This is a genomic window from Kitasatospora sp. NPDC029312 (assembly GCF_055569215.1).
Map to the genome: position 1 here is coordinate 100,525 of NZ_JBVHXY010000008.1, position 24,301 is coordinate 124,825.

Genomic DNA, 24,301 nt, shown 5'->3' on the forward strand with positions numbered 1-24,301 from the left:
GCGAGCCGCCCTCACCGCCCGACCTCGCGCAGGCGGAAGTCCTCCACCGTCTCCCGCCGGATCAGCAGGCGGGCACGGCCGCCCTTCACCGCCGCCACGGGCGGGCGGCCGACGAGGTTGTAGCCGGAGGCCATGGACAGCTGGTAGGCCCCGGCGGCCGGCACCGCCAGCACGTCGCCCGGGCGCAGGTCGGCGGGCAGCAGCGCGTCGCGGACCAGGACGTCGCCCGCCTCGCAGTGCCGGCCGACCACGTCCACCCGGGCCTCGGCCGCGCCCGAGCGGCGGCCCACCAGCCGCACGCTGTACGGCGATCCGTAGAGCGCCGGGCGCGGATTGTCGCTCATCCCGCCGTCGACCGCCGCGAAGCAGCGGCCGTCGGCGGTGTGTTTCACCGACAGCACCCGGTAGACCGCCACGGCGGCCGGGCCGACCACCGCCCGGCCCGGTTCGACCAGCAGTCGGGGCACCTCCAAGCCGGCCTCGGCGCAGCGAACCGCCAGGCGGTCCGTCACCCGTACCGCGAAGTCGGCGACGTCCAACTCGGCGTCCCCGGGCACCTGGCGGATGCCGTGCCCACCGCCGAGGTCCAGTTCTGGCAGTTGCGCGCCGTGCCGCTCCCGCACCTCCGCGAGCAGCCGCACCAGGGCGTCCACCGCTCGCAGGTACGGCTCGACCCCGGTGATCTGCGAGCCCAGGTGGCAGTGCAGCCCGGACAGTTCCAGCCCCGGCTGGCCCAGCACCCGGGCGATCGCGTCGGCCGCGTCACCGCCCTCGACGGGGAAGCCGAACTTCTGGCCGCCGACGCCGGTCCGCACCGCCGGGTGGTGCCCGGCCGCGATCCCGGGCACCACCCGGACCAGCACCTTCTGGGGGGTGTCGGCGGCCACCAGCGCGGCCAGCCGGGCGATCTCGGCCGGCCCGTCGATCACGATCCGCCCGACCCGCAGCCGCCGCGCCAGCCGCAGTTCCTCCGGGGACTTGGCGTTGCCGTGCAGCAGAATTCGCTGCGCCGGGAAGCCCGCCGAGACCGCCAGCCGCAGTTCGCCCGCCGAGCACACGTCCAGGCCCAGGCCCTCCTCCTCGACCCATTCGGCGATCGCGCTGCACAGGAAGGCCTTGGCCGCGTAGAGCACCTCGGCGTGCGGCAGCGCCCGCCGGTAGGCCCGGGCCCGGGCGCGCACCTCGCCCTCGTCCAGCACGTACAGCGGGGTGCCGAACCGCTCGGCGGCCTCCGCCAGTCCGACCCCGCCGACCAGCACCTCACCGCCCGGGCCGGGCCGCGCCGAGGCCGGCCAGGGGCCGCCGAGCGCCTCGTCGGGGGCGGCGGGCACCACGGCGGCCACGGCAGTGGACACAGCGGCGGGCACGGCAGTCGGCACAGCGGCGTGCCCAGCGGCGTGCCCAGCGGCGGGGACGGGTGAGGCGGCGAGCTGGCTCATGGTGGCGACTCCTCGGGTCGGTCTGCTCAGTCTTCGAACTGCATCGCGATGCGGCAGTGCGCCGGGCGGCCGCGGTCGTGGGCCGGTACGGGCTCCGACGGCCGGGCCGGCGGGCCTGGCCGCTCGGTCGGACGGTCGAGCAGCCGGACCACCCGGCGTAGCGGCGGTTCGACGGCGGGGGCGGAGTCGTTCATCGTGAGGATCCCTTCGGGGCGGCGGGCCGCGCGGCCCGGTCACCTCCAGTGGAAGCCCTCCGCCCGCTGACCGACCCCGCCCTTGACACGGGCCGTACGCCCCGGCCGCCGACTTTGACGGCTCCCTGACGCCCCCCGAGGGGCCAGGCCGAGCGCTCACTTCGACAAGCCTGTCGAACTTGGCATGACCCGGCTATCCTGGTGGGGTCTCCTGACGCCTCGTCAACTCAGTAGCCGGTCATCCACCGCCCGGTCGTCCAGGCGTACCCCGGGCCCCCCGCCGCCGTTGTACGGAAGGTGAGTCGCCGCGCCCGCCCCCGACCCCCGGCCCGCCGGCCGAGGAAGAGGTTCTCCATGACGACGTCCCGGCTCTTCCCGCGCCCGCGCGAGGCGGCGGTACTGCTCTCCGTCCTCGGATTGCTCGTCCTGGAGGAGGTGACCCTCGGCATGGCGGAGGAGGACGACCGCCCGGTGATCGGCGGCATCCTGATCGGTGCCTCCTGCTCCGGCCTGCTGCTGGTCGGCGCGGTGCTGCTGGGCCGCTGGCTCGACGCCCGCCGGCCACTGCCGCTGCCGCCGCTCGGCCCCAACGGGCGCGAGTACAGCGCCCGGGCGCTGGCGGGCTTCCCGATGGAGGCCGTCCGCCCCCTGCTGCTCGCCGAACACGCGCCCCAGCTCAATCAGTTGTACTCGGCCTGGACGCTCGCCAAGGCCGGCCGCCCGGCTCCGTGGATCGCCCGCCGGCTCGACATCCCGCTCGACGCCGTCCATCTCCTGGTCGACGCCGCCCGCACACCGGGCCTCGACCAGCACCACTGACCGGGCGCCGCGTCGGGCCCCGCCGGGACCGGGCGGAGGCGGTCAACGTTCGCCGACCCGGGCCCCGGCGCCGACGCCGCCCCACACCCTGAGCCCCCAGGGCCGCTCACCGCCGCCGGAGCCACACCGCCCAGGTCAGCACCGAGCAGAACAGGTACGCCACGAGGAACCCCAGGTACGCGGCGTCGCCGTTGTGGCTGGCCTGGAAGGACTGCCGGAACGCCAGGTTCACCAGCACCCCGCCGAAGGCGCCGACCGCCCCGGCGAGCCCGATCAGGGCCCCGGCCCGCCGCCGGGAGTCGGCCTCGGCGGCCGCCGGGTCGGCTCCGGCCGCGACGGCCGCACGGGCGACCGCCTGGTAGTGGGCCGGGATCATCTTGTACGTCGAGCCGTTGCCGAGCCCGCTGAGCACGAACAGCGCGATGAACCCGGCCAGGAACAGCGGCAGCGAGCCCGCCCGGGAGGCCGCCAGCACCACCGCCGTGCCGGCCGCCATGGCCGTGAAGGTCGCCAGCGTCACCCGCGCGCCGCCGTACCGGTCGGCGAGCCGGCCGCCGACCGGCCGCAGCAGCGAGCCGAGCAGCGGCCCGAGGAAGGTGAGCGCGGCGGCCTTGGCCGGGGTGTCGAAGCGCTCGTGGAACTGCACCTGCAGCACCTGCCCGAACGCGAAGCCGAAGCCGATGAAGGAGCCGAACGTCCCGATGTAGAGGGTGGAGACCGCCCAGCCGTACGGGTCACGTGCCACCTCGCGCAGCGCCCGCCCCTGGCCCGAACGCGCGGTGGACACCGGCAGGTTGTCCATCCTCCACCAGGCCCCGGCCGCCGCCAGCACGATCAGCGGCAGGTAGAGCAGCGGCAGCAGCCGGGGGTGGGCGGCACCGGCGGTGGCCAGCACCAGCAGTCCGAGCAGTTGGACGGCCGGGACGCCGAGGTTGCCGCCGCCCGCGTTGACGCCGAGCGCCCAGCCCTTGAGCCGGTGCGGGTAGAAGGCGTTGATGTTCGCCATCGAGGAGGCGAAGTTGCCGCCGCCGACCCCGGCCACGCAGGCCACCGCGAGCAGCGTCCCGTACGGGACCCCGGGCTCCAGCACCACGGCCGCCAGCGCGGTGGGCACCAGCAGCAGCAGCGCGCTGATCACCGTCCAGTTGCGGCCGCCGAAGCGGGCCACCGCGAAGGTGTACGGCAGCCGCAGCAGCGCGCCGAGCGCGGTCGGCAGGGCGGTGAGGGTGAACTTCCCCGCGGGGTCGAGGTGGTACTCGGGCCCGAGGAAGAGCACCAGCACCGACCACAGGCTCCACACCGAGAAGCCGATGTGTTCGGAGAGGACGGAGAAGGCCAGGTTGCGCCGGGCGATCCGGGCGCCGGTGCGGGCCCAGAACCCCTCGTCCTCCGGGTCCCAATCGGCCAGTCGGGCGGGCGGTCCGGCCTCGACGGCGACGCTCATGCCGCCACCTCCCCGTCGAGGGCCCGCACCGGCCAGCGCCGCAGCACGGCGGGGGCGCCGTCGGGGGCGGTGTCCTCGTCCAGGCAGCGTCCGTCGGTGAGGTCGTACACCTGCTTGTACATCGGCGAGATGAGGGTCGGCCGCTCGCCGTGGCTGCCGATCAGGCCGCGGGAGAGGACGGGGGCGCCGCTGAACGGGTCGAGGTTGTCGACGGCGTACAGCTCCCCGGCGCGGTCGCGGAAGAGGGCGACCTGTCCGGCGTCGGGCAGCAGCACCGCGACGCCGCGGCCGGGTTGGAGGTCGGCCAGGGAGCAGACGGTCCGCCAGCGGGTCCCGTCGTGGATCTGTACGGTCACGGGGTGAGCACCTCCAGTCGGGCCCCGGCGACCAGCACCGGGGCGTTGAGGGGGCGGCCGGCCTCGCCGGGGCGGGCGGGGCGGATCTGGCCGCGTTCGGGGACGAAGGTCACGGCGGGGTCGGGGGTTCCGGGGGCGTTGACGAAGGAGGAGAAGCGCCGCAGCCGCTCGGGGTCGGCCAGGGTCTCGGCCCACTCGTCGCGGTAGCCGGTGATGTGGCGTGCCATCAGGTCGTCCAACTCGGCGGCGATGCCGAGCGAGTCGTCGAGCACCACGGCGCGCAGGTGGTCGAGGCCGCCCTCCAGTCGCTCCAGCCAGACCGAGGTGCGCTCCAGCCGGTCGGCAGTGCGGATGTAGAACATCAGGTAGCGGTCGATGGTGCGGATCAGCGTCTCGCGGTCGAGGTCGGCGGCGAGCAGGTCGGCGTGCCGGGGGGCCGTGCCGCCGTTGCCGCCGACGTAGAGGCTCCAGCCGGCCGAGGTGGCGATGATGCCGAAGTCCTTGCCCCGGGCCTCCGCGCACTCGCGGGCGCAGCCGGAGACGGCGGCCTTGAGTTTGTGCGGGGAGCGCAACCCCCGGTAGCGCAGCTCCAGTTCGATGGCCAGGGCGGTGGAGTCCTGGACGCCGTAACGGCACCAGGTCTCGCCGACGCAGGACTTCACGGTGCGCAGCGACTTGCCGTAGGCGTGCCCGGACTCGAAGCCGGCGTCGACCAGTTTGCGCCAGATGACCGGGAGTTGGTCGACGGTGGCGCCGAACATGTCGATCCGCTGGCCGCCGGTGATCTTGGTGTAGAGGCCGTGGTCGCGGGCGATCTCGCCGATCGCGATCAGGCCCTCGGGGGTGATCTCGCCGCCGGGCACCCGGGGGACGACCGAGTAGGAGCCGTTGCGCTGGAGGTTGGCCAGGAAGTGGTCGTTGGAGTCCTGGAGGGCGGCCTGTTCGCCGTCCAGGATGTGGCCGTTGCCGAGGCTGGCCAGGATCGAGGCGACGGTCGGCTTGCAGATCTCGCAGCCCTCGCCGCTGCCGTGTCCGGCGAGCAGTTCGGAGAAGCTGGTCAGCCCGGCCACCCGGACGATCTCGTACAACTCGGCGCGGGTGTGGGCGAAGTGCTCGCACAGGCCCTGGCCGGTGGCGACCCCGGCGGCCGCCAGCTCCTCGGTGACGACGGTGCCCAGCTGCTTGAGGCAGCTGCCGCAGCCGGTGCCGGCCCGGGTGCACTTCTTGACGGCGGCGACGCTGTCGGCGCCCTGCTCGCGGACGGCGGCCCGGACGGCGCCCTGGGTGACGTTGTGGCAGGAGCAGAGCACCGCGTCGTCGGGCAGCGCGACCGGCCCGGCGGAGCCGAACCCGGCGGGCAGCACCAGCTGTTCGGGGGCGACGGTGAGCGGCTTGCCGGCCACGGCGAGGGCCCGCAGGGCGCCGTAGCCCTCGGTGTCGCCGACCAGGACGCCGCCGAGCAGCGCGCCGTCGGGGCCGATCACCAGCTTGCGGTGGACGCTGCTGCGGCTGTCGCTGTACAGCACGTCGAGCGCGCCCTCGGTGCTGCCGTGCGGGTCACCGAAGCTGGCGACGTCGACGCCGAGCAGCTTGAGCTTGGTGGAGGTGTCGGCGCCGGTGAAGCCCTCGCCTACGGGGCCGGCGGCCTGCCCCGCGCGCTCCGCGATGGCGCGGGCCGCCGTCTCGGCCATCTGGTAGCCGGGGGCGACCAGGCCGTAGACCCGGCCGTCGACGGCCTGAGCGCACTCGCCGATGGCGAGGACGGCCGGGTCCTCGGTGCGGCAGTGCGCGTCGACCACAACGCCGCCGCGCGGGCCGACCGGCAGTCCGCAGTCCCGGGCCAGCTGGTCGCGGGCCCGCACCCCGGCGGAGAAGACCACCAGGTCGGCGGCCAGCTCCCGGCCGTCGGAGAGGGCGAGGCCGCGGACCCGGCCGTCCGGGCCGGTGAGCACGCCGGCGGCGCCGACGCCGGTGTGGACGGTGACGCCCAGGTCCTCGATCCTGCGGCGCAGCGCGGCGCCGCCGCCCTCGTCCACCTGGACGGCCATCAGCCGGGGTGCGAACTCCACCACGTGGGTGGCCAGACCGCCGGCCCGCAGGGCGCCGGCCGCCTCCAGGCCGAGCAGTCCGCCGCCGACCACCACACCGGTGGCGGCGCCGGCGGCTCCGGCGCGGATGGCGTCGACGTCCTCGATGGTGCGGTAGACGTGGCAGCCGGGCGCGTCCGTGCCGGGTACGGGCGGCACGAAGGGCACCGAGCCGGTGGCCAGCACCAGGACGTCGTAGCGGACTTCGGCGCCGGAGCGGGTGGTGACGGTCCGAGCGGCCCGGTCGATCGCGGTGGCCGGGTCGCCCAGGCGCAGGTCGATGCCGTGCTCGGCGAGGAAGCCGGGCCGGCAGAGCGCGAGGTCATCCGGGGTGCGGCCGTCGAAGAGCGAGCTGAGGTGGACCCGGTCATAGGCGGGCCGGGGCTCCTCGGCGAGCACGGTGACCCGCCGGCCGCGGGCGGCGGGCTGCTCGGTCCAGGCCTCCAGGAAGCGCTGGCCGACCATGCCGTGGCCGACCAGGACGAGGTCACGGGCGGTGCCGGGGCCCCCGCCGTCGCCCCGGACAGTGCGGTCGTCAAGGGTCATCGCGCTTCTCCAGTCATGGCAGGTCCTCCGGTGATCAGGTACAGGGGGTGGCCGGCGAGCGCGCCGCCGTCGGCGAAGGCGCCGGCCAGCGCGTCCACGGTGGCCAGGTCGCCGAGCAGGATCGCGCCGACCAGGCGGTCGCCGCGCAGGACGAGCTTCTTGTAGCTGCCGCGGGTGGCGTCGGTGAGCCGGAGCACGTCGAGCCCCGGGTCGAGGGTCTCGTCAACGGTGCCGAAGGCCGCGTACTCCAGGTCGCCGGTGCTGAGCCGGGCGCGCGGGCCGGTGCCGGGGTAGCGGGCGTCGGGCTCGGCGCCGGAGAGGCGGCGGGCCAGGACGTCGGCCTGTTCCCAGGCGGGGCCGGCCAGGCCGTGGACGGTGCCGCGGTGTTCGGCGCAGTCACCGATCGCGGAGACGTGCGGGGCCACGGCCAGCCGGTCGTCCACCGGGATGCCGGTGTGGACCGGCAGTCCGGCGGTGTGGGCGAGCGCGGTGCGCGGGCGGGTGCCGCAGGCGAGGACCACCAGGTCGCAGTCCAGCCGGTAGCCGCCGGCCAGCTCCACCGCGCCGACCTGCTCGCCGCCGTGCACGGCCCGGGCGCGGTTGCCGGTGTAGCACTCCACACCGAGAATCCGCAGCCGCTCCCGCAGCACCGCAGCCGCCTCCGCGTCGAGTTGACGCTCGATCAGATGCGGCGCCTGGTGCACGATCTCGGTGCGCACGCCGAGCGCGGCCAGCGCCCGAGCGGCGCTCACCCCGAGCACCCCGCCGCCGATCACCACGGCCCGCTTCGCGCCGACGGCGTCCTCGGCCAGCCGGGCGCAGTCCTCCAGGGTGCGCAGGGTGTGGACGCCCTCGGCCAGGCCGTACCCGTCGGCGCGGCGCAGCCCGCGCACCGGCGGCAGCACCGGGTTGGCGCCGGTGGCCAGCACCAGCTCGTCCCAGGGCTCCACGGTGCCGTCGGCCAGCCGCAGGGTGCGTCCGACGGTGTCGAGCGCCACCACCTCGCAGCCCGGCCGGGCCAGCGCCCCGCCGAGCGGCAGCGCGATCGACTCGGCGTCGTAGCGCCCGGTCAGCACGTCGGCGAGCAGCACCCGGTTGTACGGGGCGCGCGGCTCGGCGCCGTACACGGTGACGGTGCCGGGCCCGCCGAGCGCGCCGTAGCGCTCGGCGAAGCGGGCGGCCGCCATGCCGCCGCCGACCACGGCGATCCTCGGGTTCATCCGGCGGCCTCCGGGCCCACGCGTTCGACCCGCACCGCGCAGAGCTTGAACTCCGGCATCCGGGAGACCGGGTCGAGCGCCGGGTTGGTGAGGCTGTTGGCCCGGCCGGCGCCCGCCCAGTGGAAGGGCATGAAGACGGTGTCCGGCCGGATCGCGTCGGTGACCCGCGCCGGGGCGACGGCCCGGCCGCGCCGGCTGGTGACCGCGACCGGCTCGCCGTCCGTGATCCCCAGCCGCTCGGCCAGCCGCGGGTGCAGTTCGACGAACGGGCCGGGGGCGGCCGCGTTGAGCTCGGCGACCCGGCGGGTCTGCGCGCCGCTCTGGTACTGGGCGAGCACCCGGCCGGTGGTCAGGTACAGCGGGTACTCCGCGCACGGCTCCTCGCCGGCCGGGCGGTGGGTGACCTCGGCGAAGCGGGCCCGGCCGTCCGGGGTGGCGAAGCGGTCCAGGAACAGCCGCGGGGTGCCCGGGTGGTCCGGCGCTGGGCAGGGCCAGAACACCCCGTCCTCGGCGGCGATCCGCTGGTAGCTGATGCCCGCGTAGTCGGCGTCGCCGCCGGCCGAGGCGCGCCGCAGCTCGGCGAAGGCCTGCTCGGCCTCGACCGGGAAGCCGTCCGCGACGCCCAGCCGGGCGGCGAGTTCGCGCAGCAGCCACAGCTCGCTGCGCACCCCCTCGGGCGGGTCCAGGGCGCGGCGGCGCAGGATCACCCGGCCCTCCAGGTTGGTGGTGGTGCCGTCCTCCTCGGCCCACTGGGTGACCGGCAGGACGACGTCGGCGAGCCGGGCCGTCTCGGAGAGCACCACGTCGGCGACGACCAGCAGGTCCAGTGCGCGCAGCCGCTCGGTGACGTGCCCGGCATTCGGCGCGGACACCGCCGGGTTGGAGCCGGCCAGCAGCAGCGCCCGGACGCCGCCCGGCCGGCCGAGGCCGTCCAGCAGCTCGTACGCGGAGGTGCCGGGGCCGGGCAGCCCGGCCGGGTCGACGCCCCAGACGGCGGCGACGTGCTCCCGGGCCGCCGGGTCCTCGATCGAGCGGTAGCCGGGCAGCTGGTCGGCCTTCTGGCCGTGCTCTCGCCCGCCCTGGCCGTTGCCCTGGCCGGTCAGGCAGCCGTAACCGCTGTACGGGCGGCCCGCGTTGCCGGTGGCCAGGCAGAGGTTGATCCAGGCGCCGACGGTGTCCGTGCCCTTGCTCTGCTGCTCGGGCCCGCGGGCGGTGAGCACCATGCCGGTGGGGGCCTCGCCGAACATCCGGGCCGCCTCGCGGAGCCGGTGGGCGGGCACGCCGGTGATCCGCTCCACCCGGTCGGGCCAGTGGGCCATCGCCGACGCGCGGGCCCGCTCGAAGCCGCTGGTGCGCCGGTCGATGAACGCGCGGTCCAGCAGGCCGTCCGCGATCACCAGGTGGAGCAGGCCGAGGGCGAGCGCGAGGTCACCGCCGGGGCGGACCCGCAGGTGCAGATCGGCCAGTTCGGCGGTGCGGGTGCGGCGCGGGTCGACCACGATCAGCCGGCCGCCGTTCTCCCGCAGTTCGCGGAAGTAGCGCAGGGCCGGCGGCATCGTCTCGGCCGGGTTGCCGCCGACCAGGATCAGACAGCCGGTGTGCGGGATGTCCTCGAGCGGGAACGGCAGCCCGCGGTCCAGGCCGAACGCCCTGCGGTGCGCGGCCGCCGCCGAGGACATGCAGAACCGGCCGTTGTAGTCGATGTTGGCGGTGCCCAGCACCACCCGGGCGAACTTGCCCAGTAGGTACGCCTTCTCGTTGGTCAGCCCGCCGCCGCCGAACACGCCCACCGCGTCCGGCCCGTGCTCGGCGCGCGTCCCGGCCAGCCCCGCGGCCACCCGGTCCAGCGCCTCCGGCCAGCTCGCGGAGCGCAGCGGGGCGCCCGGCCGGTCGCGCAGCAGCGGGCCGGTCAGCCGGGCGGCCCGGTCCAGCAGTGCCGTCGCCGAGCGGCCCTTGCCGCACAGCGCACCCCGGTTCACCGGGAAGTCCGGGCGCTCCAGCACCTCGGCCGGCCGCCCGGCGCCCGTGGACAGCCGCATGCCGCACTGCAGCGAGCAGTACGGGCAGTGGGTGTCGGTGGCGGCCGCGGTGGCCGTGGCGGCCTCGGTGGCCTCGGTGGCCGTGGTGGCCTCGGGGCTGGTCAGCGTCATGTCCAGAAAGGTCGCCGCTCGCTGTTTCGGCGCCGGGTCACCGGTGTTGCGGCCGCGGTACGCCTCGCTCACGGCCCACGGCCACCGGGGTGCGCGCCCGGACATCCGCCGTAACCGCAGCGGCACTTTCGCTTACCGGCGGGTGACGGGCGGGCAATGGCCCCGTAACACGCGCACCGCAGGCTGACCGGCATGGCAACCCTCCCCCAGCCGGGGCCCCTCACCGGCTTCACCGTCGGGGTCACCGCCGCGCGCCGCCGCGAGGAGCTCACCGCCCTGCTCACCCGGCGCGGCGCGCACGTGGTCGAGGCCCCGGTGCTGCGCATCCTGCCGCTCGCCGACGACCTCGCCCTGCGCGAGGCCACCGACCGCTGCCTGGCCGCCCCGCTCGACTACGTGGTGGCCACCACCGGGGTCGGCTGGCGCGGCTGGATGAGCGCGGCCGAGGGCTGGGGCCGCGGCGTCGCGCTCGCCGAGGCCTGCCGGGGCGCCGTGGTGCTCAGCCGCGGCCCCAAGGCCACCGGCGCCGTCCGGGCCAGCGGCCTGGACGAGGGCTACTCCCCCGACACCGAGGCCACCGACGAACTGCTCACCTGGCTGCTCGCCCGCCCGCTGGCCGGGCGCCGGATCGCCGTCCAGGAGCACGGCGTCCGCCTGGACGCCTTCGCGGCGGCGCTGCGCGAACGCGGCGCCGAGGTGATCTCGGTACCGGTCTACCGCTGGGCACCCCCGGAGGACCCGGGCGCGGTGCGCCGGCTCCTCGACCAGACCGTCCGCCGCCAGGTGCACGCCCTCACCTTCACCAGCGCGCCCGCCATCACCGCACTGCTCGCCGCGGCGGAGGCCGAAGGCCGGTACGAGGCGCTGCTCGACGCGCTGCGCGCGGACGTCCTGCCGGTCTGCGTCGGCACTCTCTGCGCCCGGCCGCTCACCGACCTCGGCCTGCCCGCCGTCCACCCCGACCGCGGCCGGCTCGGCGCGCTCGTCCGGCTGCTCGCGGACACCCTGCCCGAACGCGCCCGCCGCGTCGTCCTGCTCCCCGGCGGCCTGTTGACGCTGCAGGGGAACGCCGCGCTGGTCGACGGCGAGAGTCACTGGCTCAGCCCGCGCGGCGCCGCGGTGCTCCGGGCCCTCGCCGAACGGCCCGGCCGGGTGCTCAGCCGGGCCGACCTGCTGCGCGCCGCCTGGCCGGACGCCACGGCCGACGAGCACGCGGTGGAGGCCGCGGTCGGACGGCTGCGGGTGGCACTCGGGCCGCACGCGGCGCTGATCCGCACCGTCCCCAAGCGCGGCTACCGGCTGGCGGCCGGCTGATGCCGCCGACGCTGCTCGCCGTCGCCCACGGCAGCCGCGACCGGGCGGCCGCCGCCTCGATCCGCGCGCTGCTCGGGGTCGTTCGCGCCCTGCGGCCCGAACTGACCGTCCGGTGCTGCTTCCTGGACCTCGCGCGGCCTTCGCTCGATCAGGCCCTCGCCCGACTCGCCCGACTCCCCGGTCGGCGGCCGGTCGTGGTCCCGCTCCTCCTCGGCACCGGCTACCACCTCCGGGTCGACCTGCCCCGGGCCCTGGCCACCGCCGGCCTCCCGACCACCCACCTCGCCCCCGCCCTCGGCCCCCACCCGCTGCTCGCCGAAGCCCTCGCCGACCGCCTCACCGAGTCCGGCGCCCCGGTGGACGCGCCCGTGGTCCTGGCCGGCGCCGGCTCCTCCGACCCCACCGCCGTAGCCGACACCGCCCGGATGGCCCGACTCCTGGCCACCCGCCTCGACCGCCCGGTCACCCCCGCCCACCTGTCCGCCGCCGGCCCCACCCCCCACCAGGCGGTCACCGCCCTCCGAGCCGCCGGCCACCCCCGGGTCGCCCTCGCCGGCTACCTCCTCTCCCCCGGCTTCTTCGCCCGCCGTGCGGCCACCACCCCCGCGACCTGGACCACCCCTCCCCTCGCCCCCCACCCGGCCGTCGCCCGCCTGGTCCTCCACCGCTACGACCAGGCCCGAGCGGCGACGGCACTGCCCGCGGCGGCCTGAACACCGCTCCCCTCGTCGGACGCCGCCTCCCCGCACCCGGCCTCTCCCGCCCCCGGCCTCTCCCGCCCCCGGGCCTGCGCCGCCACGGGATGCACACGAACTGGTCGGTGGCCAGAATGGGCCCGAGCAAGGCGCCCAAAGAACGGAGTCGCTGGTGAGGGCATTACCGGGTGGCCTTGCCACACTCCTCGCCGCACTCACCGTCCTCAGCACGGGCGCGCTCGCCACGGCCGCGAGCCCCTCGCCGACCGTCACGCCGCCGCCCTCGCCGTCGCCCTCGTCCACGCCTTCCTCGCCTTCCTCGCCGACGGGGAGCGCCGCAGCGGAACCCGCCGTCTCCCTGAAACCGGCCTACGGGCCTCGGGACGGGACGGTCCAGGCGACGCTGTCCGGCTTCGGCGGCTGCCGGACGGCCGGCAAGCTCCCCGTCCCCGCCTCGGTCCAGCTGACCTGGGACGACCCGGCCACGGACCTCGCGACCGTCCAGCCCGACGGCGACCAGCCGACGACCGTCACCTTCGCGGTCCCTGACGGGGCCGGAAACGGCCCGCACACCGTCCGGGCGACGTGCACGGGCCCCAGCCCCGCCGTTGCGGAGGCCACGTTCACCGTCACGCCGGCCACTCTGACGGCGGATCCGTCCCCGGTGGCTGCCGGGTCCGCCGCGAGCCTGTCCGGAACCGGCTTCGCCTGCCCCCCGAACGACAGCGTCGCCCTCACGTGGGACGCGACCCCACTTCCCGACCGGAGCAAGCCCGACGCCGACGGGTACGTCACCATCCGCCTCACCGTGCCCCCGAACGCGACCGACGGTGACCACGTCGTCCGGGCGTCCTGCGCGTCGGAACCGCGGGTCACGGCCGACACCCGCCTCCGCGTCAAGGCCGCTCCCCGGCCGACCACCCCCACCCCGACGCCGATCCCGCCGTCACCGGTCCACACCATGACCGCGACGCCCGGCACCGGCCTGCGCATCTCCGGCCGACCGGACTCCTGCCCGACGACCGGGGGGCCGCGCCAGGTGGTGCTCTCCTGGGACGACGGGCCCAGGACGCGCCCGCTCGACATCGACGCGTCAGGGGCGTTCCAGGCGACCGCCACCGTCCCGCCGAACGCGCCCACGGGCCCCCACCGGGTCACCGTGGAGTGCGCGGACACCCACACGGTGGCCGAGACGGTCCCGGTCGTGGTCGCCCGACAGCTCCCGTCGAAGCCGAACAGCCTGCCCTGGATCATCCTCGGCGCGCTCCTGGCGGTCGCACTGGCGACGCTCGGACTGCGCCGCGTCCTGCGGACGGGCGACGCGTCGGGTGCGGTGACGGCCGAGCAGGGCCCGGCGGCGGCCAAGCCGGGCAAGGTCGCGGCCAGGTCGGGAACCGTGACGGCCGAAGCCGGCTCGTGGGGCCCGGCCCGGGTGGAACTGACCGAGCGGGGAGACCCCGCCGAGCCCGGGCGCAGCGTCCGGCTGGAGCCGCGCCCGGACAAGGGCGAGCAGAGCATCGAGGAGGTGCGCGATGACGATGGTCGCGACGGATGACCCGTACAGCCTGGGGACGTTCCTGGGCGCTGTGGAACCGCTCGCCAACGCGCTCCGCCGACAGGACGCGATCACCGCCCTGAGCGGCCTGAACAAGGCCCTCTACCGGACCGCGCTGCAGCAGGCGGCGAGTGTCGTCCACGGGTTCCTGGGGCTGGACATGATCGACCTGGTGGCCGGCGGCTGGCGCACTCACGCGGGACTCGCGGCGGCCGCTCGGGAAACCTGCGCGGCCCCGGGCAGCGAGGAGGTCGTCGCACTGCTGGAGCACCGGGTCAAGTCGGTCCACCACCCCACGGTGAACGTGCTGGTCGACGGTGTTTCGGTGGGCACCCTCGCGGTGGACATCGAGGTGGTGTTCGACCTCGACGGGATCGTGGCCGTCGTACGCGGGGGCCGGGTGGTGGCGGTGCGGGCGGGCTACTGCAAGGCCAAGGCGACACTGGCCGTGGAGAAGATCCCGGTGGCGAGCCGTCAGGGGCAGTTCGATCTGCCGGGCGGCGTGCGGTGGCGCAGGGGCGTGACGCTCCACCACTGCGCCCCGGGCCCGCCCACCCCGCCGGCACCGCCGGCCTCACCGGCCACACCGGCCGGGCCTGACAAGCCGGACCAGCCGACCCTCCCGGCCTGACCGGTCGGGAGAACGGCCGCTGCCCCTTCTCCCGACCGGCTTCACCCAGGGCAGAACGCCGTTCCCTTCCCCCGGCGCCCCGGATCCCTAGGCTGAAGGGGTGAACACACCTGCGTCGAACGAAGCCCGCGTCATCCCGCTGCGCCCGCAGACCTCGCCGCCCGCCTCCGGCGGGGCGAACGGCACCCGGCAGCGACCGTCCGCGACCCCCGAGCCACCCGCGCCGAAGGAACCCCTGTGGCGTGACCTCGTCGGCGATGTGCTGCGGCGCGAACGGCTCGCCCAGGAACGCACGTTGAAGGACGTCGCGGAGGTCGCGCGGATCTCGATGCCGTACCTGTCGGAGCTGGAGCGCGGGCGCAAGGAGGCGTCCTCCGAGGTGCTCGCGGCCGCCGCCAAGGCCCTCGGGTTCGGCCTCGGCGACCTGCTCTCGCTCGCCCACGACGAGTTGGTCCGGCACACCCGCCGCCGCCCGGCGCACGGCCGTACGGCGCCGTCGGCGCAGTCCAACGGGCTCTGCCTGGCCGCCTGAACGGGCCCGCCGAGCAAGCGGGTGGGTGGGCCGGTACACCCCCGTCGTACCGGCCCACCGGCTCGGTCAGCCGAACGCGGCGCGCCGGCTCAGCACCTCGTCGGCCAGCCCGTAGGCGACGGCCTCCTCGGCGGTGAGCACCTTGTCCCGGTCCATGTCCGCGCGCAGCGTCGCCACGTCGCGCTGGGTGTGCCGGGACAGCACCTCCTCGACCTGGGAGCGGATGCGGACCATCTCCTTGGCCGCGAGGCTGAGGTCCGAGACCGTCCCCCGCCGGCCGCCGCTGGCCGGCTGGCCGAGCAGCACCCGCGCGTGCTCGAGCACGAACCGCCGCCCGGGATCACCGCCGGCCAGCAGCACCGCCGCCGTGGACGCCGCCTGGCCGACGCAGAACGTCGAGATCGGCGACTGCACGAAGGTCATCGTGTCGTAGATGGCCATCAGCGAAGTGAACGACCCACCGGGTGAGTTGAGGTAGATCGAGATCTCCCGCTCCGGGCTCTCCGACTCCAGGTGCAGGAGCTGGGCGATGACCACGTTGGCGACCCCGTCATCGATCTCGGTGCCGAGGAAGACGATCCGCTCGTTCAGCAGCCGGCTGAAGACGTCGTAGGACCGCTCGCCCTTGGCCGTCCGCTCGACGACGTACGGAACCGTGTACGACCCCATGTCACAGCCCCATCCGTCGGCGCGAGGAGGCCGGGCGGATGTCGGCGACCGACTCCACCACCCGGTCCACCATCCCGTACTCCCTGGCCTGTTCGGCCGTGAACCAGCGGTCCCGGTCGCCGTCCCGCGCGATCGTCTCCTCGCTCTGCCCGGTGTGCTCGGCGGTGATCCGTTCGATGGCCCGCTTGGTGAACTGCAGGTTCTCCGCCTGGATCTCGATGTCCGCGGCGGTGCCGCCGATGCCCGCCGAGGGCTGGTGCATCATGATCCGCGCGTTCGGCAGCGCGAACCGCTTGCCGGGTGCCCCCACGGTGAGGAGGAACTGGCCCATGCTCGCCGCGAACCCCATGGCCAGGGTCGAGACGTCGTTCGGGATGAGCCGCATCGTGTCGTAGATGGCGAGACCGGCCGTGACCGACCCGCCGGGGCTGTTGATGTACAGGCTGATGTCGCTGCGCGGGTCCTCGGCCGACAGCAGCAGCAGCTGCGCGCACACCCGGTTCGCCGACACGTCGTCGACCTGCGTCCCCAACAGCACGATCCGCTGCGCGAGCAGCTGGGCCGCGAGGTGGTCGTCGAAGGCGCTGGCCGGGGTGTCGCCCTGCTCCGCGCGGGGCGCGTCGAATGGAATCATCTGGTTCTCCTCGTCGAGGCGAAGATGCCGTCGACTCCACTCTCACCCCCGGACGGGCCCCGGATGCGCCGTCTCTGCCCGCCGCAGATCCGCCACCGGCAGAGCGCCGGACCGCCGGTCCGCGACCGGCGCGAGCACGTCCTGCCGGTGCGCAGGAAGTCGCTCCTGCCGACTTCCTGCGCGCCTGCGGCGCACGGCAGTTGTCCACCGGTCCGACATCGGTGAGGGAAGGGCCGTCAGCTCCCGGGGACGCCCGGCAGCCCGGTGGCGAGGCCGTCCAGGGCGTGGGAGCAGACGCAGTCCCGTTCGGCGGGCATCCGCTCCAGTGCCTTGAACAGCACGGTGCGCAGCCGGTCCACGTTGTCCGCGAAGACCTCCAGCACCTCCGCGTGGGTCACCCCGTCCCCGCTCTCCACCCCGGCGTCGTGGTCGGTGACCAGCGCCAAGGAGCTGTAGCACAGCCCGAGTTCACGGGCGAGGACGGCCTCCGGGTGGCCGGTCATGCCGACCACCGACCAGCCGTTGGCGGCGAACCAGCGGGACTCGGCGCGGGTGGAGAAGCGCGGGCCCTCGATCACCACCAGCGTGCCGCCGTCCACCGGCTCCCAGGCCGCCTCGCGCGCGGCCTCGAGAGCGGACCGCCGGCCGGCCGGGCAGTACGGGTCGGCCATCGACACGTGCACCACCTCGGGCACCGTGCCGTCGGGCAGCGGCTGCCCGTCGTAGTAGGTCTGAGCCCGGCCCGAGGTGCGGTCCAGGAACTGGTCCGGCACGAGCAGCGTCCCGGGCCCGTACTCCGGCCGCAGGCCGCCCACCGCGCACGGCCCGAGCACCTGCCGCACGCCGAGCGAGTGCAGCGCCCACAGGTTGGCCCGGTAGTTGATCCGGTGCGGGGGCAGCCGGTGGCCGCGGCCGTGCCGGGGCAGGAAGGCGACCCGCCGCCCGGCCACCTCGCCCAGGAACAGCGCGTCGCTGGGCGGCCCGTACGGCGTGTCGACCCGCACCTCGGTGACCTCGTCCAGCAGCGCGTACAGCCCCGAGCCGCCGATCACGCCCAACTCCGCACGCGCAGTGCCCTGATCGATCGCCATCGTTCTTCGTGCCCTTCTTCGAGAGGTGTTCCGGCCACTGTAGGGGCGGCCCCGGGCAGGGGGTACGGCCGGATGGCCGCGGGCCGGCAGGGTGGTACCGGGCGGCCGGTCGGGTGACCTCCCGGTCGTGTCGGCGGCGGAGCGCCCCGTCCGGTGTGGGTCGGTGGAAGAGCGCCGTCTCCGGACGGCGCAAGCCCTGTCCCCGGACTTGAGAGCCGCCCATGCCTTCCACCGCCCGTCTTCGCCGCCTCGTCCCCACCGCGCTCTGCGCCCTCGCCGTGGCCGTCGCCGCCCCCGCGGCCCACGCCGCTCCGCCGGGCGCCGACACCGGGACCGATCCCGGCGGGAGGTCGGACGGCGCGAAGGGCGCGACGTACGACTGGGACCGCGTGGCGTCCTGCGAGAGCAGCGGCGACTGGCACGTCAACACCGGCAACGGCTACTACGGCGGCCTCCAGTTCGACCAGCCCACCTGGCGCGAGAACGGCGGCCTCGCCCGCGCGCCGCGCGCCGACCTCGCCAGTCGTGAGGACCAGATCGCCGTCGCCCAGCACCTGGCCGACCGGCGCGGCCTCGCCCCCTGGCCGGTCTGCGGCGCGCGCGCCCTCGGCGGCCACGGCCACGAGGCCGGTCGTGACCACGACGCCGGCCGTGGCCGCGAGACCACCCGCGGCCACGGGCGCGACGCCGTCCTGCCGCCGCCCGCCGCCTCGGCCGCCGCGCCGGCCCTCACCGGGGACGGCCGGGTGACCGTCCGGGACGGCGACACCCTGGACGGGCTGGCCGCCGCGCTGCGCGTCCCGGGCGGCTGGCCCGCCCTCTACGCGCTCAACCGCTCCGCGGTCGGCGAGGACCCGGACCTCATCCAGCCCGGCCTGGCGCTGCAGCTGCCGTCCTGACCGCGCCGCGGCAGCTGCCCTGCCGCACCGACCCGCCGCCCACGCCTCCCCTCCCGGCGTGGGCGGCGCCACGTGCCTCGCGGTCCTACGGCCGGACCGCCGCCAGCACGTGCAGTCCCCGCGGGCCGGTCTCGCTGTGGGCGACCTCCAGCCCTGCCGCGCGCACCTGCTCCTCCACCCACTGGACGGCCAGCCGGAGCTTGGGGTAGCTGCTGACCTGCTGGGTCCAGCCGTCCCCGCCGCGGGTGTGGATCAGGTCGTGCACCAGCACGGTGTCCTCGTCCACGGACTCCAGGAAGCAGGTCATGATCCGGTCCGCGCTGGAGCGCACCGGCAGGAAGCGGTCGGTGCCGGTCAGCGGGCGGGCTCGGCCCTTTCTCGCGGTGTCCGGCGTGCCGTCGATCACCCGGAACTCCAGGCGGGCCTACGGGCACGGCGACGGCCCGCCCGGTCGTGGAGGACCGGACGGGCCGTGGCGGTGCCGTCGGCGGGGTCAAGGCCGACGTGATCAGCCGCGCCGTCAGCCGACGTGGACGCGCGGGCGCCGGCTGCGGTCCGGCTCCGCCTCGCGCAGCACCTCGCGGGTGACGGGCGCGACCTCGCCCTGGCCGAACAGGAAGAACCGCAGGAACTGGGCGAAGGGGTTGCCCTCGGTCCACTCGAAGTAGAGGTGCGGCTGCTGCCCGGTGCGGTCCCGGACGGTGAGCGCCAGTGCGGCGATCGCGTTGGGGATGCTGGAGCTCTCCAGGGTGAGCACCCGGTAGCGGCCGTGCAGCACCTCGCCGCGCACGGTCAGCTCGGCCTCGAAGTCGGAGGCGTCGCGGACGGTGACCTCGACGAAGACCAGGTCGTCCTCGCCGGGGATGTCGTTGTCGGCGCGGATCTGGCGGATCTTGTCGCGGTACTCGGCGACGTCGCGGTGGCTCGGCTCGTTGGCGATCAGCCGCAGCGGGCGGTGGGCGTAGTCGCGGATGAAACGTTCCGCCACGTCGTCCAGCGCCACGCTGGTGACGCGCAGCTCGAAGGCGCGGCGCAGGCGGGAGAGCAGCGAGACCAGGATGATGCCGGCGATGAAGCAGGCGCCGATCTTCAGACCGTCCGGGCGCTCCATGCAGTTCAGCACGGTGGTGTAGAGGAAGATCGCCGCGATCGCGGCGAAGCCGATGGTCCAGCCGCGCTCGCGCTTCTTGTACGCCGCGATGGTCACCGCGATGGCCGCCGAGCTGATCAGCACCAGCACCCCGGTCGCGTACGCGCCGCCCTGGGCGTCGACGTCGGCGTCGAACAGCCAGGTGACCAGGAAGCCGATCAGGGTCAGCACCATCACCATCGGCCGCACGGCGCGTGCCCAGTGCGGGGCCATGCCGTACCTCGGCAGGTAGCGGGGCAGCAGGTTGAGCATGCCCGCCATGGCGGAGGCGCCGGCGAACCACAGGATCGCGATGGTGGAGAGGTCGTAGACGCTGCCGAAGGCGCCGCCCAGGTACTGGTGCGCCAGGTAGGCCAGCGCGCGGCCGTTGGCGTCGCCGCCGGGCTTGAACTGGTCGGCCGGGATGAGCAGCGTGGTGATGAAGCTGGTGGCGATCAGGAAGCAGCTCATGATCACGGCGGAGGTGGTGAGCAGCTTGCGGGCGCCGCGGATCCGGCCGGCCGGGGCGGCATCGGTGTCGCCGGACCGGCCCTCGATGTGCGGCATCACGGCGACGCCGGTCTCGAAGCCGGACAGGCCGAGCGCGAGCTTGGGGAAGGTCACCAGGGCCACGCCGACCATGAGGATCGGGTTGCCGTGCTGGGCGGTCAGCGCGTCCGTCCAGTCGGTGACCACGTGCGGCGCCTCGATGATCTTCCACAGGCCGACGGCCACCACGACCACGTTGAGCGTCAGGTACACGCCGACCAGGACGACGGCCAGGCCGATCGCCTCGCTGAAGCCCTTGAGGAAGACCGCGCCGAGCAGCGCGACCAGGATCAGCGTGATCAGCACCTGCTTGCCGCCGAGCACGCTGGTCAGGTGCGGGTTCTCCACCAGGTGCGCGCTCGCGTCCGCGGCGGACAGCGTGATGGTGATCAGGAAGTCCGTCGCCGCGAAGCCGAGCAGCGCGAGGACGAACAGCTTGCCCTTCCAGAACGACAGCAGTCGCTCCAGCATCGCGATCGAGCCCTCACCGTGGGGGCTCTCCTGGGCGACCCGCCGGTAGACCGGCAGCGCGCCCAGCAGGGTGACCACGACCAGCACGATCGTCGCGATCGGCGACAGCACGCCCGCGGCCAGGGCGGCGATGCCCGGCTGGTAACCGAGCGTGGAGAAGTAGTCCAGGCCGGTCAGGCACATCACGCGCCACCAGCGCTGGCCCGCGTGAGCGCCGTGCTCGGCGTGCCCGGCGGGGTCCCCCGGCTCGACACCGTCCTGCTGCACCTGCGCGGCGTCGGCCTTCCCGGCTGCCTTCTCGGCGGCCTTCCCGGCTGCCTTCTCCGGGGACATGTCCTCGAGCAGCCAGCTGCGGAGCCGTATTCGCGCCGACGACGGATCCTCCGTCGCCGTGTCCGTCGAACCCGACGAAGTCACCTTGCACCTCTTGTTTGAAGACCCCGTAAAAGCGCCGTCGGGCGACGGCAGTGCGCCAGGCTATGCGACCGCCGTTAAGGACGCGTCACCGGCCCGCGTTAAGAAAACGTCATGGAACCGCAGGTCGGAGCCGGTGGCCCGGGACGACGGGCCCGGCGCCGGGGCGGGGTGAGATTCCCCGCACCCGGCGTCTCAAGAGGTGGAACGGCGTGACGCCCGGCGCCCGGGAACGGTCATGGTGCCGGTCACCGGGTGCTGGCCGGCCGCCGCGCCTGCCGGACGGCCGCCGCCAGGTGCTCGCGGAACCACCGGTGGCCCGGATCCGCCGAGTGGCGCGGGTGCCAGGCCATTCCCAGCTCCAGGGGGGCGAGTCCGAGCGGGACCGGGAAGGTGCGCAGCCCGAGCACCGCGAGGGTGTCCGGCAGCCAGTCCGCGAGGCAGAGCGAGATCAGGTCGCTGTCCCGGGCCAGCAGCAACCCGCTGGTGTGGCTGGGCACCACCACCGCCACCCGGCGCCGCAGCCCGCGCTCGGCCAGCGCGGTGTCGATCGGGCCGAGCCGCTTGCCCCGCCGGGAGACCCCGATGTGGTCGGCGGCCGCGAAGCGCCGGGCGGTGATCCGCCCCTCGAACAGCGGATGGCCCTCGCGTGCCACGCCCACCACCGGCGCGCTCACCAGCGCCCGGGTACGGACCTCCGGGTCCAACTGCCCGAGCACGCCCACCTCGACGTCGACCAGTCCCTCGCGCAGCGCCGGTCCGCCCTCCAGCGACTCCGGCAGGAACACCACGTCGACGTCCGGCGCCTCCGCCCGGACCCGCTCCGACAGCGGGGCCGCCACCCGGACCAGCACCAGGTCACTGGTCTGCACCGTGAAGGTCCGGTCCAGGTGGACGGGGTCGAATCCGGCCCCGGGCCGCAGCACGTTCTCGGCGCCGCGCAGCAACGCGCCCACCTCATCCCGCAGTTCGACCGCCCGCGGGGTCGGCACCAGGCCCTGCCCGGCCCGCACCAGCAGCGGGTCGCCGACGGCGCGGCGCAGCCGGGCCAGCGTCCGGCTCACCGCCGCCGGCGAGCTGCCGAGCCGCTCGGCGGCGCGGGTGACGCTGTTCTCCTGGAGCAGGGCGTCCAGGACCCGCAGCAGGTTGAGGTCCATCCAAGGCTCCTGAACTGCAGTTTTGCGTATGCGGCAACTATCCCGTGCCCATCCTTGCATTGTTCCGCCGAGCCGGGCCGCCGAGAGTGGAACCCGTCCACCAGGAAATCCGCACCCAGGGAGCATCCCGTGCCGAACGACCCCCGTTCCCACCTCGCCGGCGACGTCCTCGCCGCCGTCAGCCAGAGCGGAGCGACCGTCTCCTTCTTCGACGCCGCCACCGACCGACTCCTCGACACCCTCGAAGTCCCCGCCGAGCCGCACGAGTTGTGCTTCGACCCGACCGAGCGCCTGCTCTGGTGCACCACCGCGTACCGCTCCGGCTACTACAACGCCCACAGCGGCCACCGCACCGAACTGACCGTCATCGACGCCGACACCCGCCGGATCGTCGAGGTGATCGACCTCGCGCCCGAGCACGGCCCGCACGGCCTGGCCCTGGACACCGCCCGCCGCCGTCTCTACGTGAGCGTCGAGGCCTCGGCGGACCGCCCGGGCGGGGTCGTGGTCATCGACACCGCGACCCGCCGCCCGATCGGCCGGATCGACACCGACGCCCCCGGCCCGCACTGGTTCGCCGTCACCCCGGACGGCCGCACCGGCTTCGCCACCAACAAGGAGGCGCCGTTCGTCTCCGTCGTGGACCTGGAGCGCGGCGTGCTGACCGCCAAGGTGGAGGTCCCCGGCAGCGAGGGCCTGGCCGTCTCCCCCGACAACATCCACGCCTACGTGGCCGCCCCCTACCTCGGCTTCGCCGCCAAGCCCGACGCGGAACCCGGCATCCGCGTGATCGACGCCCGCTCGACCTCGGTCACCGCCACCCTGCCCACCGAGAACGCGGTGATCCCCGTCCACCTGACCGCCACCGGCAAGCTCCTGGCCGGCGAGACCCGCTCCGTCCCCGGCCCCGCGTCCCCGCTCGGCGGGCAGGCCCCCGGCCGCCTCACCGTCTTCTCCGCCGACACCCACCAACACCTGGGCTCCGTCGACACCGGCCTCTTCCCCCTCACCATCACCTCCTCCCCCGACGGCCGCCTCGCCTACGTCTCCAGCGTCGTCTCCTCCACCGTCGACATCATCGACCTCGACACCCTCACCCCCGTCTCCCGCCTCACCCTCCCCAAACTCGCCGAACCCGGCGCCCACGGCCTCGCCTACCTCCCCCGCCCCTGAACCCCGTCCACCCACGGCGGCCCGACCACCGAATCCTCCGGGAAGCCCTGAGCGGCCCCTGAAGAACTACCCTTAGGGGGGTGGACACGGCTGGTGGCGGGCATGGGGTCGTAGCTCCGAAGCCGACGCGCGTGAGAAGGTACCGCCCATGAAGGTCATCGATTTCGTGCTCAATGTCATCTGGCTGGTGTTCTGCGGAATTTGGATGGCAATTGGCTACGTGGTCGCCGGAATCATCTGCTGCGTACTGATCGTGACCATCCCCTTTGGCGTTGCCTCATTTAGGATCGCCGGCTTCATCCTGTGGCCGTTCGGGCGGACCACCGTCGAGCGCCGGGACGCCGGGACGGCGTCCTGCGTCGGGAACGTGATCTGGTTCGTCTTCGCCGGGTGGTGGCTGGCGATCGGGCACCTGATCACCAGCATCCCGCTGTTCCTGTCGATCATCGGGATCCCGTTTGGCTGGGCCAACCTCAAGATGATCCCGATCTCGCTGATGCCGCTCGGCCGCGAGATCGTCTCCACCGACCGCGAGTGGGGCGCACGGTACTGAGCCGCCACCAACGCGGATGGCCGACGAAGGCTAAGTTCCTCATCAGCCATCCGCGTTCGTGCTGGTCAGGCCTGCGGAAGCGTCTTGACAATGATACTTTCTGCATTTTCAGCCGCTGGCTGTCTGCATCACCATAACAGCACTACCACGCACCTTGGCGATGTAACCGTCATCCTGAACAACGACCACAAGGCCCGTAACGGGCGATACGACAATCACGCTGGCGTACATAAAGTAGTCGCGGACGCGAACATGAAACGTTTTCACGAACTTTCTCCAGCGCCAAGCCATCGACACCCTCGGCAACGCACTCCGGGGCCCAGAGAGCACCGGCAACCTGCCAAGTACAGAACCCGTCCGCTGACGTTGCCGTCAGCGTTGCCGACAAGACACCCGGAAGCCCTCGCCAGATTCGCTCTGGCGAAGGCTTCCGACTGCCAGGGAAACGCTTTTGTCCCCTATTCAATCAATCCTTTAGATCTCGAGCTCGGATCGCAAGCTAAGCCAACCCTGGATCTCCCGAGAAATTCACTCATCGACAATTCTATCAGCAATCCACTCGAGAGATGATTGAACACGC

23 protein-coding genes are annotated in these 24,301 nt (G+C 74.4%); 9 read left to right on the forward strand and 14 right to left on the reverse strand.

Annotated elements, in window-relative coordinates; all coding sequences use genetic code 11:
• Positions 1 to 11: 11 nt before the first annotated feature.
• Both lysA and ACZ4WV_RS09700 read right to left on the reverse strand, forming a co-directional pair.
• The gene (lysA, locus tag ACZ4WV_RS09695; RefSeq protein WP_465744568.1) at positions 12 to 1,439 is read right to left on the reverse strand and encodes a diaminopimelate decarboxylase; all 1,428 of its coding nucleotides are present in this window, start codon (positions 1,437 to 1,439) and stop codon (positions 12 to 14) included.
• Positions 1,440 to 1,465: 26 nt separating this feature from the next.
• The gene (locus tag ACZ4WV_RS09700) at positions 1,466 to 1,633 is read right to left on the reverse strand and encodes a hypothetical protein (protein WP_465744570.1); all 168 of its coding nucleotides are present in this window, start codon (positions 1,631 to 1,633) and stop codon (positions 1,466 to 1,468) included.
• Between the two features lie 354 nt (positions 1,634 to 1,987).
• Between ACZ4WV_RS09700 and ACZ4WV_RS09705 the strand changes: the two genes are divergently transcribed.
• Positions 1,988 to 2,452 carry a hypothetical protein gene (locus ACZ4WV_RS09705; protein ID WP_465744572.1) on the forward strand — a complete coding sequence of 155 codons (465 nt, stop codon included), beginning with the start codon at positions 1,988 to 1,990 and terminating at the stop codon, positions 2,450 to 2,452.
• 106 nt (positions 2,453 to 2,558) lie between these two features.
• Here ACZ4WV_RS09705 and ACZ4WV_RS09710 read toward each other — a convergent pair whose 3' ends face one another.
• Genes ACZ4WV_RS09710 through ACZ4WV_RS09730 form a run of 5 tightly spaced genes read right to left on the reverse strand, consistent with a single transcriptional unit; the run spans position 2,559 to position 10,144 of the window.
• Positions 2,559 to 3,896 (reverse strand): nitrate/nitrite transporter, encoded by a 1,338-nt coding sequence (locus tag ACZ4WV_RS09710; protein WP_465744574.1) that lies wholly within the window; start codon positions 3,894 to 3,896, stop codon positions 2,559 to 2,561.
• A complete protein-coding gene (gene nirD, locus ACZ4WV_RS09715; protein ID WP_465744576.1) occupies positions 3,893 to 4,252 on the reverse strand; it encodes a nitrite reductase small subunit NirD in 360 nt (119 codons plus the stop codon). The genes ACZ4WV_RS09710 and nirD overlap by 4 nt, the downstream gene beginning before the upstream one ends.
• Positions 4,249 to 6,885 (reverse strand): nitrite reductase large subunit NirB, encoded by a 2,637-nt coding sequence (gene nirB, locus ACZ4WV_RS09720; RefSeq protein ID WP_465744578.1) that lies wholly within the window; start codon positions 6,883 to 6,885, stop codon positions 4,249 to 4,251. The genes nirD and nirB overlap by 4 nt, the downstream gene beginning before the upstream one ends.
• Positions 6,882 to 8,105, reverse strand: coding sequence for an NAD(P)/FAD-dependent oxidoreductase (locus tag ACZ4WV_RS09725; protein WP_465744580.1), 1,224 nt, complete (start codon positions 8,103 to 8,105; stop codon positions 6,882 to 6,884). The genes nirB and ACZ4WV_RS09725 overlap by 4 nt, the downstream gene beginning before the upstream one ends.
• A complete protein-coding gene (locus tag ACZ4WV_RS09730) occupies positions 8,102 to 10,144 on the reverse strand; it encodes a molybdopterin oxidoreductase family protein (protein WP_465744753.1) in 2,043 nt (680 codons plus the stop codon). Before ACZ4WV_RS09730 ends, ACZ4WV_RS09725 begins: the two co-directional genes overlap by 4 nt.
• A gap of 303 nt (positions 10,145 to 10,447) precedes the next feature.
• On the opposite strand from ACZ4WV_RS09730, the gene ACZ4WV_RS09735 reads away from it, so the two are divergent.
• From ACZ4WV_RS09735 to ACZ4WV_RS09755, 5 genes are all read left to right on the forward strand, one after another.
• Entirely contained in the window at positions 10,448 to 11,569 is a 1,122-nt protein-coding gene (locus ACZ4WV_RS09735) for a uroporphyrinogen-III synthase (RefSeq protein WP_465744582.1), read from the forward strand.
• A complete protein-coding gene (locus ACZ4WV_RS09740) occupies positions 11,569 to 12,282 on the forward strand; it encodes a sirohydrochlorin chelatase (protein ID WP_465744584.1) in 714 nt (237 codons plus the stop codon). Before ACZ4WV_RS09735 ends, ACZ4WV_RS09740 begins: the two co-directional genes overlap by 1 nt.
• A 154-nt stretch (positions 12,283 to 12,436) precedes the next feature.
• On the forward strand, positions 12,437 to 13,819 hold the full coding sequence (locus ACZ4WV_RS09745) for a hypothetical protein (protein ID WP_465744586.1): 1,383 nt from the start codon (positions 12,437 to 12,439) through the stop codon (positions 13,817 to 13,819).
• Positions 13,797 to 14,450: a hypothetical protein gene (locus tag ACZ4WV_RS09750; protein ID WP_465744588.1), complete on the forward strand. Its 654-nt coding sequence runs from the start codon at positions 13,797 to 13,799 to the stop codon at positions 14,448 to 14,450. Before ACZ4WV_RS09745 ends, ACZ4WV_RS09750 begins: the two co-directional genes overlap by 23 nt.
• A gap of 100 nt (positions 14,451 to 14,550) precedes the next feature.
• Entirely contained in the window at positions 14,551 to 14,982 is a 432-nt protein-coding gene (locus ACZ4WV_RS09755) for a helix-turn-helix domain-containing protein (protein WP_465744590.1), read from the forward strand.
• Positions 14,983 to 15,048: 66 nt separating this feature from the next.
• Here ACZ4WV_RS09755 and ACZ4WV_RS09760 read toward each other — a convergent pair whose 3' ends face one another.
• The 3 genes from ACZ4WV_RS09760 to ACZ4WV_RS09770 form a co-directional block, all read right to left on the reverse strand.
• On the reverse strand, positions 15,049 to 15,651 hold the full coding sequence (locus ACZ4WV_RS09760; protein WP_465744592.1) for a ClpP family protease: 603 nt from the start codon (positions 15,649 to 15,651) through the stop codon (positions 15,049 to 15,051).
• 1 nt (position 15,652) lies between these two features.
• Positions 15,653 to 16,285, reverse strand: coding sequence for an ATP-dependent Clp protease proteolytic subunit (locus tag ACZ4WV_RS09765; protein ID WP_465744594.1), 633 nt, complete (start codon positions 16,283 to 16,285; stop codon positions 15,653 to 15,655).
• Positions 16,286 to 16,521: 236 nt separating this feature from the next.
• Positions 16,522 to 17,376: an S-methyl-5'-thioadenosine phosphorylase gene (locus tag ACZ4WV_RS09770; RefSeq protein WP_465744596.1), complete on the reverse strand. Its 855-nt coding sequence runs from the start codon at positions 17,374 to 17,376 to the stop codon at positions 16,522 to 16,524.
• A 221-nt stretch (positions 17,377 to 17,597) separates the two neighbouring features.
• On the opposite strand from ACZ4WV_RS09770, the gene ACZ4WV_RS09775 reads away from it, so the two are divergent.
• Complete coding sequence (locus ACZ4WV_RS09775; RefSeq protein WP_465744597.1) at positions 17,598 to 18,275, forward strand: transglycosylase family protein; 678 nt, start codon at positions 17,598 to 17,600, stop codon at positions 18,273 to 18,275.
• Positions 18,276 to 18,360: 85 nt separating this feature from the next.
• Here the strand turns inward: ACZ4WV_RS09775 and ACZ4WV_RS09780 are convergent, their stop codons facing one another.
• The 3 genes from ACZ4WV_RS09780 to ACZ4WV_RS09790 all read right to left on the reverse strand — a co-directional run bounded on the left by ACZ4WV_RS09780 (position 18,361) and on the right by ACZ4WV_RS09790 (position 21,995).
• Positions 18,361 to 18,681, reverse strand: coding sequence for a hypothetical protein (locus ACZ4WV_RS09780; protein WP_465744599.1), 321 nt, complete (start codon positions 18,679 to 18,681; stop codon positions 18,361 to 18,363).
• Between the two features lie 114 nt (positions 18,682 to 18,795).
• On the reverse strand, positions 18,796 to 20,757 hold the full coding sequence (locus ACZ4WV_RS09785) for an APC family permease (RefSeq protein WP_465744601.1): 1,962 nt from the start codon (positions 20,755 to 20,757) through the stop codon (positions 18,796 to 18,798).
• Positions 20,758 to 21,086: 329 nt separating this feature from the next.
• Positions 21,087 to 21,995 carry a LysR family transcriptional regulator gene (locus ACZ4WV_RS09790; RefSeq protein ID WP_465744603.1) on the reverse strand — a complete coding sequence of 303 codons (909 nt, stop codon included), beginning with the start codon at positions 21,993 to 21,995 and terminating at the stop codon, positions 21,087 to 21,089.
• Between the two features lie 129 nt (positions 21,996 to 22,124).
• Between ACZ4WV_RS09790 and ACZ4WV_RS09795 the strand changes: the two genes are divergently transcribed.
• Complete coding sequence (locus ACZ4WV_RS09795; protein WP_465744605.1) at positions 22,125 to 23,168, forward strand: YncE family protein; 1,044 nt, start codon at positions 22,125 to 22,127, stop codon at positions 23,166 to 23,168.
• 148 nt (positions 23,169 to 23,316) lie between these two features.
• On the forward strand, positions 23,317 to 23,721 hold the full coding sequence (locus ACZ4WV_RS09800) for a YccF domain-containing protein (RefSeq protein ID WP_465744607.1): 405 nt from the start codon (positions 23,317 to 23,319) through the stop codon (positions 23,719 to 23,721).
• A 108-nt stretch (positions 23,722 to 23,829) separates the two neighbouring features.
• Here ACZ4WV_RS09800 and ACZ4WV_RS09805 read toward each other — a convergent pair whose 3' ends face one another.
• Complete coding sequence (locus tag ACZ4WV_RS09805) at positions 23,830 to 23,988, reverse strand: hypothetical protein (RefSeq protein WP_465744608.1); 159 nt, start codon at positions 23,986 to 23,988, stop codon at positions 23,830 to 23,832.
• Positions 23,989 to 24,301: the final 313 nt, after the last annotated feature.

What these genes read in the sequence shown, in the direction of transcription:
- ACZ4WV_RS09725 (WP_465744580.1), bottom strand. Translation starts at nt 8,105, where the DNA reads ATGAACCCGAGGATCGCCGTGGTCGGCGGCGGCATGGCGGCCGCCCGC.
- ACZ4WV_RS09790 (WP_465744603.1), bottom strand. Translation starts at nt 21,995, where the DNA reads ATGGACCTCAACCTGCTGCGGGTCCTGGACGCCCTGCTCCAGGAGAAC.
- nirB (WP_465744578.1), bottom strand. Translation starts at nt 6,885, where the DNA reads ATGACCCTTGACGACCGCACTGTCCGGGGCGACGGCGGGGGCCCCGGC.
- ACZ4WV_RS09730 (WP_465744753.1), bottom strand. Translation starts at nt 10,144, where the DNA reads ATGCGGCTGTCCACGGGCGCCGGGCGGCCGGCCGAGGTGCTGGAGCGC.
- ACZ4WV_RS09765 (WP_465744594.1), bottom strand. Translation starts at nt 16,285, where the DNA reads ATGATTCCATTCGACGCGCCCCGCGCGGAGCAGGGCGACACCCCGGCC.
- ACZ4WV_RS09760 (WP_465744592.1), bottom strand. Translation starts at nt 15,651, where the DNA reads ATGGGGTCGTACACGGTTCCGTACGTCGTCGAGCGGACGGCCAAGGGC.
- ACZ4WV_RS09700 (WP_465744570.1), bottom strand. Translation starts at nt 1,633, where the DNA reads ATGAACGACTCCGCCCCCGCCGTCGAACCGCCGCTACGCCGGGTGGTC.
- ACZ4WV_RS09800 (WP_465744607.1), top strand. Translation starts at nt 23,317, where the DNA reads ATGAAGGTCATCGATTTCGTGCTCAATGTCATCTGGCTGGTGTTCTGC.
- ACZ4WV_RS09735 (WP_465744582.1), top strand. Translation starts at nt 10,448, where the DNA reads ATGGCAACCCTCCCCCAGCCGGGGCCCCTCACCGGCTTCACCGTCGGG.
- ACZ4WV_RS09710 (WP_465744574.1), bottom strand. Translation starts at nt 3,896, where the DNA reads ATGAGCGTCGCCGTCGAGGCCGGACCGCCCGCCCGACTGGCCGATTGG.
- lysA (WP_465744568.1), bottom strand. Translation starts at nt 1,439, where the DNA reads ATGAGCCAGCTCGCCGCCTCACCCGTCCCCGCCGCTGGGCACGCCGCT.
- ACZ4WV_RS09775 (WP_465744597.1), top strand. Translation starts at nt 17,598, where the DNA reads ATGCCTTCCACCGCCCGTCTTCGCCGCCTCGTCCCCACCGCGCTCTGC.
- ACZ4WV_RS09705 (WP_465744572.1), top strand. Translation starts at nt 1,988, where the DNA reads ATGACGACGTCCCGGCTCTTCCCGCGCCCGCGCGAGGCGGCGGTACTG.
- ACZ4WV_RS09740 (WP_465744584.1), top strand. Translation starts at nt 11,569, where the DNA reads ATGCCGCCGACGCTGCTCGCCGTCGCCCACGGCAGCCGCGACCGGGCG.
- ACZ4WV_RS09770 (WP_465744596.1), bottom strand. Translation starts at nt 17,376, where the DNA reads ATGGCGATCGATCAGGGCACTGCGCGTGCGGAGTTGGGCGTGATCGGC.
- ACZ4WV_RS09750 (WP_465744588.1), top strand. Translation starts at nt 13,797, where the DNA reads ATGACGATGGTCGCGACGGATGACCCGTACAGCCTGGGGACGTTCCTG.
- ACZ4WV_RS09785 (WP_465744601.1), bottom strand. Translation starts at nt 20,757, where the DNA reads ATGTCCCCGGAGAAGGCAGCCGGGAAGGCCGCCGAGAAGGCAGCCGGG.